Below are 13,865 nucleotides of genomic sequence, written 5' to 3'. Positions count from 1 at the left end.
ATATACCAATTACTACCCACATGAACGAGGATTCATATCAAACAGATGGCGGGACTGTGGCCGGGGTGGACCAACTCGATAAACTCGGCATCGGGGGCCAATCGCTGGCGTGGCAAAAGGAGTTCACGCGATTCGACGAGAGCGATCGAAAACGACTCGAGGAAATTTCGTCGGTTATCCGATCGGAGTCCGACCGCATCTCCCAAACCCTCGCAGATCACTCGATCGAGATGGGAACCATCGACTCGGCCGGCGCCGAGAGACTTCGACAGCAAACAGACGGCTACGTGGACGAGATGGCGGCCGCATCGTACGGTCAGCAGTATTACGAGGAGCGGGCGAAGGCCGGTGAGCGCTACGAGCAAATGGGAGTCGAGCCGAGTATCGTCATCGGAGCCTACACAGTGTACTTCGAGGCACTGGTCGAAGGAATCGCAACCGATGTGCTCGAGGAGATCGGTGTCGCGAACGCGGATCCCGATGCCGACGTTGCTGCTGGTGCCGTCCAAGACGGTGTCGAAACGATGGTCCAGCGGATCGTATCGATGGGGAAGTTACTGAACTTAGACCAGCAGGTCGCGGTCGACCAGTACATCAAGTCCTACGCCAACCTCGAGGAGGATATCGAACGTCGCGAATCGATCGCCCAGAACACTCAGGAAATGATCGCGGAACTCCGAGACGCAACTGAAGCGGTCCAGGAGGCGACCACCGAGATCGATTCCATGACCACGAACCAGTCCGAATCGATCTCGACGGTCACAAGCGAGGTCTCGACGGTCTCTGCGACCGTCGAGGAGGTCGCCTCGAACGCACAAGAGGTTAGTTCGACGAGCGCCGAGAGCGCCGAGTTCGTCGAGGATTCCCTCGAGAACGGCGAACAGGCGATCGAGAGCATGGAAAGCGTCGAGCAAGCGACGGAGCAGGTCTCAAAAGACGTCGAAGCCCTGCGAGAGGGGGTCGAAGAGATCGACGAGGTCGTCGAGGTAATCAACGACATCGCCGACCAGACGAACCTCCTGGCCGTCAACGCATCCATCGAAGCCGCAGATAGCGGCCAGACGGGAGACAGATTCGCCGTCGTCGCGAACGAAGTGAAGTCCCTGGCCGAAAATTCGAAAGAGGAGGCGAAGAATATCGAGCGGACGGTAAACCAGATCCAGCAGGATACCGAACACACCGCAACGAGCCTCGAAACGGCAATAGAAGAACTCGACGAGAGCGTTCGGCGAGTCCAGGAGACGGTCGATAATCTCTCGCAGATCGAGGATCTGGTGAGCGATACGTCCGAAGGGATCAATCAGGTCGCGGAGGCGACGGACGATCAGGCGGCGAGCATCGAGGAGGTTGCAAGTATGACAGAAGAGGCAAATCGTCAGACTGAAGAAGTATCCTCGAAATCCGAGGAGATCTCCGGTATCGCGGACGAGCAGTTCGAACTTATGGACGATATCGAAGCGGAGGCAAAACGGCTAACAGAGGACGTCTGAGGCGAATAAGTTCGGTTCGTATTCCCTCCCAGAGAGCAATCAGTTGCGTCTTTAGAGACATGATCCGTTGGAATAGCAAGTGGATTTATATACGTAACAGAGAATTACAAACGTGTTATTATGACCGGCGATGGGAGCGAGTATAAAATCTCTGATGGAGACAGGAGGAACGTAATCGGGTCGCAGTTGACTGCGGAACTCGACATCGACGCGGACCGAATCGAGTGGCGAAAAGAGTACACGCGGTTCGATCGGGAGGACGCCGCCCGCCTCGAGTCGATGTCGGGCCTGTTCGACGATATTGCGGACGATCTCGTCGACGAATTCTACGCGCATCTGCAGTCTCACGAGGAGACGGTCGCGATAATAGACTCCTCGAGCAAGCAGGTCGAGAGCCTCAAACGAACGCAGGCGGAGTATCTCAGAGACCTCGGCCGAGGAGAGTACGGCAAAGAGTACGTCGACCGGCGTGCCAAGATCGGGAAGCTTCACGATATGCTCGATCTCGGTCCGGAAATCTATCTGGGGGCGTATTCGATCTACTACGAGGGGATTCTCGGCGAAATCGGTACCGAAGCGAAAGAGCGACCGGAGCTGTCCGAAGCCGATTCGGATTCGGTCCCGGACGGCGCCACGACCGCCGCGGGGACACAGCACGATGAACCGATGCTCACCGCGAGCGAGGCTCAGGAGGCGGTTGACGACGCCGTCGACGAGGTCGTCGACCGAGCGCTCTCGGCGCTCAAACTTATCAACCTCGACCAGCAGGTCGTTATGGACACGTACATTCACTCCTATGCGGATATCGAGGAGGAACTCGAGCGGCGAGAACGAGTGACCGAAAGTGTCGAGGAGAGGGTTTCAGAACTCCGTGATTCGGCCGACAGCGCCGTGGCACAGTCGAACGAAGTCGGTCAGCTCGCCGAGGACCAGGTCGAATCGATGTCGCAGGTTTCAGGCGAAGTCTCGAGTCTCTCGGCCACCGTCGAGGAGATCGCCTCGAACGCGGAGGAGGTCAGCTCGACGAGCGAGACCGCAAAGGACATCGCCGACAACGCCTCCGATACCGCCGAAGACGCCCTCGAGAAGATGGAGAGCCTCGAGGCGGCCGCGGCGGAGGTTTCGGACGACGTCGAGAAGCTCAGGGAGCGAGTTGAGCGCATCGACGAGATCGTCAAAGTCATCAACACGATCGCGGACCAGACGAATCTGCTGGCGGTCAACGCGTCGATTGAAGCGGCGACCGCGGGCGAAGCCGGGGACAGTTTCGCCGTCGTCGCCGACGAGGTCAAGTCCCTCGCCGAAGAGTCTCAGGAGGAGGCCAAGAACATCGAGCAGATGGTCGATCAGATTCAGAAAGATACCGAAAACACCGTCGAAAGCATCGATCGGGCGGGAACGGAGACGGACGATGCGGTCGATCTCGTCGAGGACGCGGTCGAGGACCTGAATCGGATCGAAAACTCGGTTCGAGAGGCCACGACGGGCATTCAGGAGGTCGCCGACGCCACGGACGATCAGGCCGCGAGTACCGAGGAAGTCGCCAGCATGACCGACTCCTCGATGGGGAAAGCCGAAGAAATCTCCGCTGCAAGCGAACAGATCGCGAGGGCCAACGAACAGCAGGCCGAACTCGCAAAGGAGATCGAGGACGAAGTCGACCGGCTGCGCGACAACGAGTACTGATCGGCTGGTTCCGATCAACTTCTCACTCTCACCATTTTCATCGATCGACTTCTCCCACCGTTGTCCTCGGTCAGTCATCGGTCAGGATATCCGCCGAGAGCCCCTGTGCCATCTCGATCTCTTTCGAGTTGTTGAGCGTGAACGCGGTCCGTTCGGTGACGGCCTCGATGGCCTCTCGAGCGCTCGGATAGCCGTTCCCCGACTTCTTCACGCCGCCGAAGGGGAGGTGGACTTCCGCGCCGATACACGGCAGGTTCGCGTAGGCCAGTCCGACCTCGCCGTCGTCGCGAAAGCGGTGAATCTTCCGGTAATCCTCGCTGACGATCGCCCCGGCGAGCCCGTAATTCGTGTCGTTGTGAATCTCGAGCGCTCGATCGATATCGCCCGAGTATTCGATCAGGGCGACGTGCGGGCCGAAACACTCCTCTTGTAGACACCGCAGGTCGGAGTCGTACTCGAGTTCGTAGACGAACGGGCCGACCCAATGACCGTTCGCGAAGCTCCCGCTTCGTTCACCATCGGCGGCAGTAGCCGCCCCCTCTTCATGTCCGTCGGGTATCTCCTCGTCCTCGAGTTCGAAGCGATCGACGAGCACCTCGGCTCCTTCCTGTCGGGCCAGTTCGTTGTGTTTCGCGATCTTTTCGACGTGCTGGGATTCGATGGCGGGACCCATAAAGGTCTCTTCGGCCAGCGGGTCGCCGACCGAGATACTCTTTGCGACCTCGACGAAGCGGTCTTTGAACTCGTCGTAGATCTCCTCGTGAACGATCAGGCGCTCGCTCGAGACGCAGCGCTGGCCGGTCGTCTTGAAACTCGACATGATCGCCGAGTGGATCGCGATGTCCATGTCGGCGTCCTCAGCGATGATGATCCCGTTTTTGCCGCCCATCTCGCAGGCCGCGAGTTTGCCGGGTTCGGCACCGACCTTGCCGGCGATCTCGTGGCCGACCTCCGCTGAGCCGGTAAAGAGGACGGTATCGACGCGCTCGTCGTCCGTGATGGCCGCGCCGGCGTCGCCGAAGCCCTGTACCATGTTGAAGACGCCGTCGGGGATGCCCGCGTCCTCGAACATCTCGGCGATGATCTGGCCGCACCATGGGGTCTGTTCGGCGGGTTTCCAGACGATCGTGTTCCCCTCGACCAGCGCGATGGCCATGTGCCAGAAGGGGATCGCGACGGGGAAGTTCCAGGGGGTGATACAGCCGACGATACCCCGGGGCTTTCGACGCATGTAGGCGTCCTTCGAGGCGATTTCGCTGGGAACGACGTCGCCGTGGGGATGGCGGGCGTTGGCGGCGGCCCACTCGACCATGTGATAGGCTTCGATGACATCGGCTCGCCCCTCAGAGATCTCCTTGCCACACTCTTTCGTGACGATTTCGCCGAGTTCGTCCGTCCGCTCGCGCAGTTCGTGATAGATGTCCCAGAGGTACTCCGCCCGGTCGATGTAGGAGAGTGCTCGCCACTCCTCGGCGGCCTCATCGGCCGCCTCCAGTGCGGCGTCGACATCCGACTCGGTCCCCCGTTCGAACGTCGCGAGCGCCTCTCCCGTAGCCGGGTTCTCGCTCTCGAACGTTTCTCCTCCGTCGCCGTCGGACCACCCGCCCGCAATGTAGTGGTTGTACACGTCGTCGGCAGATTGTTGAGCCATGGATATTCATCGTTCCTCCGAAGAATAGTAGGCTCCCCTCCCATGGTCGGGACAGAGGTTTAAACGAGTGTGTGATACTAGCTGACAATGGCGACGACAGAGATAACGGACGACTATCCAACGGGGGGTGCTCGTCTCACACTCGAGATCTGGCATCCGGACTGCTGGACGCTCGAGGTAACGGAGGCGACCGACGCCAGTCTTCTCGCACACACCGTCTACAACGCGACCGACGGCCGGGTCAAGGGACACTTCACGGCGTACGGAGACTCGCTCGAGGAAACAAACGAATTGATTCAGGAGACCCGAAACTCGCGACTGACGGACTCCGTCGTCGTGATGCAACGTCGGTACGGGTTCGACGAGGCAAAGTCCGTTCCGGGCAACACCGCACGCGAGCTGTTCGTCGAGTACGACCCGACCCACACGATCAGCGACGCGCTCGCGTCGGAGGGATTCATCCAGGAATCGGCGGTCCGGATCCGCGACGGCACCGAATTCTGGTCCGTCTTCGTCGGCGACACCGATCGCGACCGACTTCACGAGCGCCTCGAGGCCGTCAGGGAGAAGGGGTCGGCCGAGATTACGGTCACGAAAATCACCACGAACGACGCGTTCAGCGACGAAAGCCCTGGCCGCGTTGCCCTGCTTTCGACGCGCCAGCGCGAAATCTTCGAGCTCGCGTGCGAACACAACTACTACGCCTGGCCGCGAGAGATTACGACTCGAGAGCTCGCAGAAAAGGCGGACGTTTCGAAAACGACGTTGCTCGAACACCTCCGGAAGGCCGAGGCGAAGCTACTCGACCCGGCTATCGAGGAAGTGACCGATCCGCTGTGACCGTCCGAGAAATCGCCTATTGGACACGATAATTTCTGTAAGATGTTATTGAATTATTTGGTCGGTGTTGTGGTTAAGAGTCCCCGCTTTCTAGATCCGACTAGATGATTCCACCGATCGCCAGTCGGTTCGTCGCCGGCGAGTCGCCACCCGAAGCGCTCGAGCACGTCCAACAGCTCAACGACGACGGCGTCGGGGCGATCCTCAATTTGCTTGGCGAACACCACGACGACCCCGACGTAGTCGCCGACGATACCGACGCGTACTGCTCGCTCGTCGAGTCGATTGCGATGTCGGGCTTCGACGTCTGTATCTCGGTCAAACCATCGCAGATCGGCCTCGATATCGGACCGGAAGCGTTCGAATCGAACCTCGAGCGGATCGTCTCCCACGCGGCCGAACGAGACGTTTTCGTTTGGGTAGACATGGAAAACCACACGACGACGGACGCGACGCTCGAGGCCTACGAACGGCTCGCTCGAGAGTACGCCTCTGTGGAGACGGCCGAATCGATGGAATCAGCGGAGCTCGAGGTTGTCGAAACCGTCGAAGGCGGAACGGGCTCCGAAGGAGTAGCGCTCGAAGACGATGTGGCGCTCGAAAACCGAGCGGCCGTCGAAGGAGCCGTCGGACTCTGTCTGCAGGCGAACCTGAAACGCACGCGTGAGGATCTCGAGCGGCTGAACGACGTTCCCGGCAAGGTCCGGCTCGTCAAGGGAGCCTATGATGAGCCGAAATCGATCGCCTACAAGGACAAAGACCGGGTCGACAAGGCGTACCGAACCCTGCTCGAGGACGCCTTCCAGAACCGCGACGGCGGCATCGCGGTCGGAAGCCACGACCCGGCGATGATCGCGTACGCTCGAGAACTCCACGAGGAGTACGGAACGCCCTACGAAGTCCAGATGCTGATGGGCGTTCGGGAGGACGCCCAGCGCGAGCTGGCGGCCGAGGGCGTGACCGTCTATCAGTACGTTCCCTACGGTTCTCGCTGGTTGTTGTACTTCTACCGGCGAGTCCGCGAGCGCAAGGAGAACCTGTTATTCGCCGCTCGAGCGATCCTGTCGTGAGTGAGGGTTTGGGCTCGAGCGATCGGTGTTGACGAACAGCCAGACGGTACACGCGAAGGCGATCACTCCAGCGACGGTTGCGATTCCGAAGGCTAGCTGGTAGCCGGTCTCCGTGTAGACCCGGACGCCGCCGACGAGTTCTCCCGTCCAGTAGGCGTCGAGCGCCCAACCCATCACCGTCGGGAGCATCGCGGCGCCGAAGAACGACGCGCCGTTTATCGTCCCCGTCGAGATGCCGCTCGCGCTGCTGGGATGCCTGTCCTTGACGATCGCGTACCCGAGCAGGAACGAGCCGAACAACACTCCGGTGAGGAAGAAAGCGATGCCGACGACAGGGAGCGGCGGATCGCCGGCAACGGCGATCACCGCGAGCGTGATCGCGAAACAGGCTCCGCCACCGATCATCAACTCGACGCGGCGCTCGAGGCGGTCCGAAAGCCAGCCGAACGCGGGCGGGCCGACCATCACGCCGAGACCGCCGAGCAGGGTGAACACCGAGGCGTAGGTCACCGAGACGTCGTACAGTTGCACGACGTAGGGAACGCCCCACAGTCCGAAGATGGTGAGATTGACGCCGTTCGCACAGAACAGCATGATGCTCACGACCCAGATCCAGCGGTCCCGGAGGATGGCCGAGAGATGGGTTCGAAGTTCGGCGTTCGTGAGCGTCGACTGACCCGGAACGCCGTCGATCTGTTGGAAACCGGCCGCCTCGGGCGTATCCCGCACGAAGACGAACACGGCGACGGCACAGAGGAGCCCGAGAACACCGAGCCAGCCGATCGAGGCGCGCCAGCCGGTCGCGTCGACGGCGACTGCGAGCGGCGTCGTCGCGAGTACGCCCCCGACGCCGGAGACCGCGAAGCTCAGGCCGCTCACCGTCGCGAACTCGTCAGCGCGGAACCAGTTCGCACAGAATCGGAGGATGCAGACGAAGATGACGCTCCCACCGAGGCCGACGAGCCCGCGGGCGACGCCGGCCGCGAGGTAGCTGTCAGCGAGCGCAAACCAGATTGCGCCGACGTTCATTACCACCCCGCCGGCGGCCGCCGTAAGTCGCGGGCCGACGCGGTCCGCGAGAATCCCCGTCGGGATCTGCATGAACGCATAAACCCAGAAGAAGACAGCATGGAGCGTCCCGAGTTGCGCCCCAGAGGTTCCGAAGGCGACCATGAGATCTTCGGCTAACACCGCAGAGGAGAGTCGGTTGACGTTGACCAGGAGGAAGGTTACGCCGAGCGTGCCCCAAAGTAACCAGCGGCGTCGGAGCGGATCCTGCCAGAGTCGCATTCGGTTGCACTCTCCCTCCGAACACCGAAAATCTCTCGAAAGCGAACTCGATCCCGTCACCGTCTCTCACCGAGCGGACGGTACCGACTCCACTGCGGTAGATGGATTACCCTCGCCCTCACAGCAGTACCCATGCGCGAACTCGACGGCGCGGACGCCGGCGGTCAGTTCCTCCGAACGGCGCTGTCGCTCTCGGCCCTCGAAAGCGAACCGATCCGGATCGAGAACGTCCGAGGGGACCGGTCGACGCCCGGCCTTCGACCGCAACACCTCGCCGTCCTCGAGACCATGGAAGCGATCTGCGACGCCGACGTTTCCGGTGCTGACGTCGGCTCGCGGACGGTGACGTTCGAACCGAACGACGGGTTCGAACCGAACAGCGATTGTCGGGTGTCCAACCAAAACGGGATTTCCGGCGGAAGCTACGCAGTCGACATCGACACTGCGGGGAGCATCACGCTCCTTTTCGACGCCGTTTTGCCGCTGGCGACCGCCCTCGAAGGGCCCCTCTCGATTACCGTCACCGGGGGAACTGACGTCGCGTGGTCGCCGGCGATCGAGTACTCGAGGGAGGTCAAATTCCCGACGCTCCGAAACTTCGGACTCGAGGCGTGCGTCGACGTGGATCGGCGCGGGTTCTATCCAGACGGCGGCGGGAAGGCGACGCTCCACGTGGCTCCCTCGAGCCTCGAGCCGATCGACCTCGAGATGCGCGGGAGCGTCGACGGCGTTCGGTGTTACTCGACGGAGTCAGCATCGCTTTCAGACAGTGACGTCGCTTCGCGGCAGGTTTCGGGAGCGCTCGAGCGCCTGTCGGGGACGAACGAGTCCCTGGCGTCGAACCGGTCCGGCGACGCGGGCGAAGTGGGCCAGCACGAAGAACTCGAGGTTCGGACCCGGCGAGAGACGACCGCCGCGAGCGATTCTCCCGGCTCCGCTATCGTACTCCGGCTGGAACACGCCGGTGGATTGGCGGGCTTCAGCGCCCTCGGGGAGCGCGGGAAGCCGGCCGAGCGAGTCGGCGAAGACGCGGCCGACGCCGCGAATCGCTTCCTCGAATCGAGCGCCGCGGTCGACCGACACCTGGGCGATCAGTTGCTCGTCTTTCTCGCCCTCGCCGGTGGACGGGTTCGGATACCGACCGTGACCGAACACGTCGAGGCCAGCCTGGAACTGCTCGAGGAGTTCGGCTTCGATTTCGGTCGCGAGCCTGCGGACGACGCCGTTCTCGTGGGTCGAGCGTAGGCGGAGGACAGTCCCGCCGAACCCCTTCGAGAGATCAGTATACCTTTTATCACACCCCTTCGTTTTGCCAGACATGAGCGAATTACGGCGGACGGAACGACCGCTGGGAGGACCGGACCCGTGAGCGAACTCGTGACGTTCGGCGAGACCATGCTTCGACTCTCGCCGTCGGGAAGCGAACGGATCGAAACGGCGGGTGAGTTCGAGGTTCGCGCCGCCGGTGCCGAGAGCAACGTCGCGATCGCGGCCCAGCGTCTGGGCGCGTCGGCGACCTGGCTCTCGAAACTCCCCGAATCGCCGCTCGGCCGGCGCGTCGCCGCCGAACTCGATCAGTACGGTATCGACGCCGATCCGGTCTGGACCACAGAGGGGCGACAGGGCACCTACTACCTCGAGCAGGCGGGCAAACCCCGCGGAACGAACGTCATCTACGATCGCGAGAACGCGGCGGTGACGACCGCCGAGGCCGAGGAGTTCGACCTCGAGGTGATCCGAAACGCCGAGGTCTTTTTCACCTCGGGAATTACGCCCGCGCTCTCTGCGACGCTCGAGGAGACGACTGCGACGTTGCTCGAGATCGCGAGCCAAAACGGGACGACGACGGCGTTCGATCTTAACTATCGGCACAAGCTCTGGAGTCCGTCCGAGGCCAGAGAGACCCTGAAAACCCTTTTCGAGAATATCGACGTGCTCGTTGTCGCCGGACGAGACGCGCGTAACGTCCTCGATCTCGAGGGCGACGCTCGGGAGTTAGCGGAGACCCTCGGAAGCGAATACGACTTCGAGACCGTTGTCGTCACCCGCGGTGCGGAGGGTGCACTCGCCTGGCACGAGGGCGAGTTCCACGATCACGACGCCTACGAGACCGACACCGTCGATCCGATCGGGACCGGCGACGCCTTCACCGGCGCGTTCCTCGCTCGCCGAATCGACGGCGACGACGTTTCGAGCGCGCTCGAGTACGGCGCGGCGACGGCGGCGCTCAAGCGAACGATTCCGGGAGATATCGCGGTCGTAACGAAAGCGGAGGTCGAATCGGTTATCGGTGAGCAGACGTCGGACATTTCGCGCTAACCACCTCGAAGCGCGTTTTCCGACTTGGTGCGGTGTGCCGGAGGAGACACCGCCGCCGCAGGGTTGTGCGAGTGAATGCCGAACACTATTGGACGGTTTTGCCAGAAACTGCTTTAGGGTACCGTCGGAAGTCAGGACTGTCATGTCCAGAATAACGGCAATCGCACTCGTCGTACTGCTGACGACCGCGACGCTCTCAGTCGCCGCCGTCGGTGGGGCTGCGGGTGCAGGTGCACAGGAATCGACCCAGTCGGCCGACGCGGACGGCGAGGCGTACGTAGGGACGCACGTCGAATTCGAAACCTCGAGTAACGCCGTGACCGGTTACAGCGTTGGCGGCGAAGAGGTGTTCGAGAACGTCTCCGTTGAGTCCCAGAGCGACCACGACAGTGAAGCGGGAATCGGCGGGAGTACGGGACTCTCGGCCGTGACGAACATCTCCGGGCTCGGACTCGAGTTAGGCGCACAGACCGAGACGCGAGCCGAGATCGGAACCGAGGGATCCGCCTCCATGAGCGTCCACGATAGCGACCGCGGGATCCTCACCGTCAACGCCGGCGGGGAGTCACAGTACGTCGAAGCGACGCTCTCCGGAGAGAGCAACGCGACCGCAGAAAGCGACGGTGACGTCGTCGTCGTCGAGAGCGACAACCGAAGCGGTGCGTTCATGGTCGCCGGTAACGGCGAGGTCGACGTCAACGACAATGGCGACGTGACCGCCGAACTTGAGAGCGACTCGACGCTCGTCTACCGCTCGTACGACGACGGCGAACGCGACGATGCGGCCCAAGAGCAAGAACGGCTGATCGCCGACGGTACGGCGACCGCCGAAGTCTACGCCGACGAGCAGGACGGCGAACGGGTCGCCGACGTGGCCACGTACGGTCAGGATATCGCCGTCGAAACGCAGGCCGAGAGCGAAGACCGACTCGAGATGACCGCCGAACGCGCAGAGAGCGAGGGAACGGTCATCATTACGACGGTCTCCGAGGCGGCGCTCGCGGGTGCCGAATCGGCCGACGATCTCGAGGTGACTGTCGACGGCGAGGTCGCGGCCGAAGCGTCCTCCTACAGCGAACTCGAGGGTGCCATCGGCGGGGACGAATCCGCGTACATGGTCACCCAGTCGAGCGAAGCCGACGCGGCGGCTGACGTCCTGATCGGCATCAACCACTTCTCGGAGCGAGACGTGGCGGTCCAGAACGCGAGCGGCGACGACGATGGTGCACTCGGCGACAGCGTGCCCGGCTTCGGCGTCGGTGTCTCGATCGCGGCACTGCTCTCGGCCGCCGCCGCTCGAGTCGGTCTCTAATCGGGACGGTGAGTAGAAACGGGACTTCTATCGGGTAGTACGACTGTATATGGATATTTGCCAGTGCTTTCGGCTTCGTAGTTCTGCTGTGGCCACGACACAGGAATGCCTCTCCTCTTTTCTCTCACCCATTTCCCCACCGCTTCCAAGTCATTTCGTTCCCCGTCGGGCATAGTCTCGCCGACGTATCCTCACAGCGTTCGCGTCCACGCTACAAGCTGCGTGAACGCCACAAGCGTGCGGCATTCGGCCAGAAACACGGCTCGAGTATTTCGAGAGCCGTGTTTCCCGGGGAAGGGCAGGCTGAAAGCTGTTCCTGGCGTCCATGCGAGCAAAGCGAGTGTGGGCTCGGAAGTCGCAGCCCGCGCAGCGAAGCGAGCAGGAACGTCTTCAGGCAGACTGAAAGGGCGAAGCGGACGCAGTTCGGAGCGAGCGAAGCGAGTGAGAACCGCGATCGCGACCACGAGACCGTTGAGGGCTTTCTACTGGTTCTTTCTCAGTAAATTGGAAAGACTGGGGGAGGCACCAGCTACGTTTCGCAATGGGCGCGGAACGACTTTTTGTATCGCCCCGAAAGACGAGGTATGGTACACGTCGCGATCGTCGGTGCGTACGGGAGCGCGGGGGTCGCCGTCGCCGACGAACTGGTCGAACGCGCCGGCGAGGACGCTGAGTGTTCGATCTCCGATCTCGAGCTAACGCTAATCGACGACGGGGAGCCGGGCGGGGGGCTCTGCATTCTGAAGGGGTGTATGCCCTCGAAGGATGTCCTTTCGGCCGCACAGCACCGGTATCAGGTCAGACACGACGACCGACTCGAGGGGACTCCCGAGGTCGTTCCCGAGCGCGTAATCGACCAGAAAGACGAGCACATCCACGGATTCGCACAGCATCGTCGGGATCACGTCCACGAGTTGGCCGAGCGCGACAACGTCGAATTTATTCACGACACCGCCGAGTTCGTCGAGGAGCGCGTACTCGAGGTCGGTGATCGAACGCTCGAGCCCGACTACGTGGTGATCGCGACGGGCTCAGTGGTCAACGTCCCCGATCTGCCTGGCATCGAGGACGTTTCGTTTTCGACGAGTGCAGACGTGCTCGAGGCGGCCGAGTTTCCCGACAGCGCCATCGTGATGGGCTTTGGCTACATCGGCCTCGAGCTGGTGCCGTACCTCTCGGAAGTCAGCGGCGTCGATCTCACTGTCATCGAACACGACGAGCGGCCGCTGGACGAGATGGAGCCCGAGTACGGCGAGACGATTCTGGAGCTCTACCGGGAGCAGTTCGACGCGGAGATCCTAACACAGACCGACGAGAAGCGAATTGAATCTGCCGGAGACGAAACCAATGATGTCCGCATGATCGTCGAACGGGACGGAACCGAAGAGATTCTCGAGGCCGAGGAGCTCTACCTCTTTACCGGACGACGGCCCAACGTGGATGGGCTGGGACTCGAGAAGACGGCACTCGAGGTCGACGAGGGCTGGGTCGATTCGACCATGCAAGCCCGCGACGACGAGCGGGTCTTCGTGGTCGGCGACGTCAACGGCAGGGAACCGATTCTCCACGTCGCCAAAGAACAGGGGTTTGCCGCCGGCGAGAACGTCCTCCGGCACGCTCGAGGGGAGGAACTCGAGCCCTACACGAACGTCCCCCATCACGTCATCTTCTCGGGACTCGGCGTCTATCCGTTCGCCCGGATCGGGCACACGCCGGCGACGGCGAGTGCGAGCGAGATGAAGACAGTCGTCGTCTCGAGCGAGGCATCCTCCGAAGGCGTGTTCAAGTCGAAGAATCACCCGGAAGGACGGGCGACGCTCGTGGTCAACGCCGAAGACGGCTCCGTGTTGGGGTATCAGGGATTGCACCTTCACGCGGACGTGATGGCCAAGACGATGCAACTGGCCGTGGAGATGGCGTTGGACGTTCGCGAGATTCCGAGCCGCGCCTATCATCCCACGACGCCTGAAATCCTCGATGGTCTCCTGCGGGAGGCCTGTTCCGAACTCGCGGCGCGTTCTGACTGCGTCGCGACCGATCCGCCGTCGGGTTTCCAGCGCTCCGAGTAACGCTCGATCACCGTCTCGGCGTTCTGTCGGTGCGATAGAACGTAGCCGTACGTCTTAAGCAACCGGACTTTCTCCGTTCGGATAATGTCGCGTTCATCGAACGGTGGGGGTCGAGAGCGTGGTGCCCGCTCAAGCGCT

The 13,865-nt window shown here is 62.0% G+C and carries 10 protein-coding genes; 8 read left to right on the top strand and 2 right to left on the bottom strand.

Going from position 1 to position 13,865, the window contains the following annotated elements:
* Positions 1–20 precede the first annotated feature (20 nt).
* Positions 21–1,490 carry a globin-coupled sensor protein gene (locus tag QNM96_RS10020; RefSeq protein WP_283836062.1) on the top strand — a complete coding sequence of 490 codons (1,470 nt, stop codon included), beginning with the start codon at positions 21–23 and terminating at the stop codon, positions 1,488–1,490.
* 120 nt (positions 1,491–1,610) lie between these two features.
* Positions 1,611–3,176 carry a globin-coupled sensor protein gene (locus QNM96_RS10015; RefSeq protein ID WP_283836061.1) on the top strand — a complete coding sequence of 522 codons (1,566 nt, stop codon included), beginning with the start codon at positions 1,611–1,613 and terminating at the stop codon, positions 3,174–3,176.
* 70 nt (positions 3,177–3,246) lie between these two features.
* Here the strand turns inward: QNM96_RS10015 and QNM96_RS10010 are convergent, their stop codons facing one another.
* The gene (locus QNM96_RS10010) at positions 3,247–4,827 is read right to left on the bottom strand and encodes an aldehyde dehydrogenase family protein (protein ID WP_283836059.1); all 1,581 of its coding nucleotides are present in this window, start codon (positions 4,825–4,827) and stop codon (positions 3,247–3,249) included.
* Positions 4,828–4,914: 87 nt separating this feature from the next.
* Between QNM96_RS10010 and QNM96_RS10005 the strand changes: the two genes are divergently transcribed.
* Positions 4,915–5,667 (top strand): helix-turn-helix domain-containing protein, encoded by a 753-nt coding sequence (locus tag QNM96_RS10005; RefSeq protein WP_283836057.1) that lies wholly within the window; start codon positions 4,915–4,917, stop codon positions 5,665–5,667.
* A gap of 104 nt (positions 5,668–5,771) precedes the next feature.
* Positions 5,772–6,737 carry a proline dehydrogenase family protein gene (locus QNM96_RS10000; protein WP_283836055.1) on the top strand — a complete coding sequence of 322 codons (966 nt, stop codon included), beginning with the start codon at positions 5,772–5,774 and terminating at the stop codon, positions 6,735–6,737.
* Here QNM96_RS10000 and QNM96_RS09995 read toward each other — a convergent pair.
* Positions 6,708–8,027, bottom strand: coding sequence for an MFS transporter (locus QNM96_RS09995; protein ID WP_283836053.1), 1,320 nt, complete (start codon positions 8,025–8,027; stop codon positions 6,708–6,710). The two genes, QNM96_RS10000 and QNM96_RS09995, sit on opposite strands and share 30 nt — an antisense overlap.
* 132 nt (positions 8,028–8,159) lie before the next feature.
* Here QNM96_RS09995 and rtcA point away from each other — a divergent pair, with 132 nt between their 5' ends.
* The 4 genes from rtcA to QNM96_RS09975 all read left to right on the top strand — a co-directional run bounded on the left by rtcA (position 8,160) and on the right by QNM96_RS09975 (position 13,727).
* Positions 8,160–9,272 (top strand): RNA 3'-terminal phosphate cyclase, encoded by a 1,113-nt coding sequence (gene rtcA, locus QNM96_RS09990; protein WP_283836051.1) that lies wholly within the window; start codon positions 8,160–8,162, stop codon positions 9,270–9,272.
* A gap of 120 nt (positions 9,273–9,392) precedes the next feature.
* On the top strand, positions 9,393–10,346 hold the full coding sequence (gene kdgK1 / locus QNM96_RS09985) for a bifunctional 2-dehydro-3-deoxygluconokinase/2-dehydro-3-deoxygalactonokinase (RefSeq protein ID WP_283836049.1): 954 nt from the start codon (positions 9,393–9,395) through the stop codon (positions 10,344–10,346).
* 142 nt (positions 10,347–10,488) lie between these two features.
* On the top strand, positions 10,489–11,658 hold the full coding sequence (locus tag QNM96_RS09980) for a hypothetical protein (RefSeq protein WP_283836048.1): 1,170 nt from the start codon (positions 10,489–10,491) through the stop codon (positions 11,656–11,658).
* Positions 11,659–12,242: 584 nt separating this feature from the next.
* Positions 12,243–13,727 (top strand): NAD(P)/FAD-dependent oxidoreductase, encoded by a 1,485-nt coding sequence (locus QNM96_RS09975; protein ID WP_283836047.1) that lies wholly within the window; start codon positions 12,243–12,245, stop codon positions 13,725–13,727.
* Positions 13,728–13,865: the final 138 nt, after the last annotated feature.

Source organism: Halostagnicola sp. A-GB9-2 (assembly GCF_030068615.1).
In the GTDB taxonomy this organism is placed as follows: Archaea; Halobacteriota; Halobacteria; order Halobacteriales; family Natrialbaceae; genus Halostagnicola.
The sequence above is the reverse complement of the archived record's forward strand: the minus strand, read 5'-3'. Positions and strand labels throughout refer to the sequence as shown.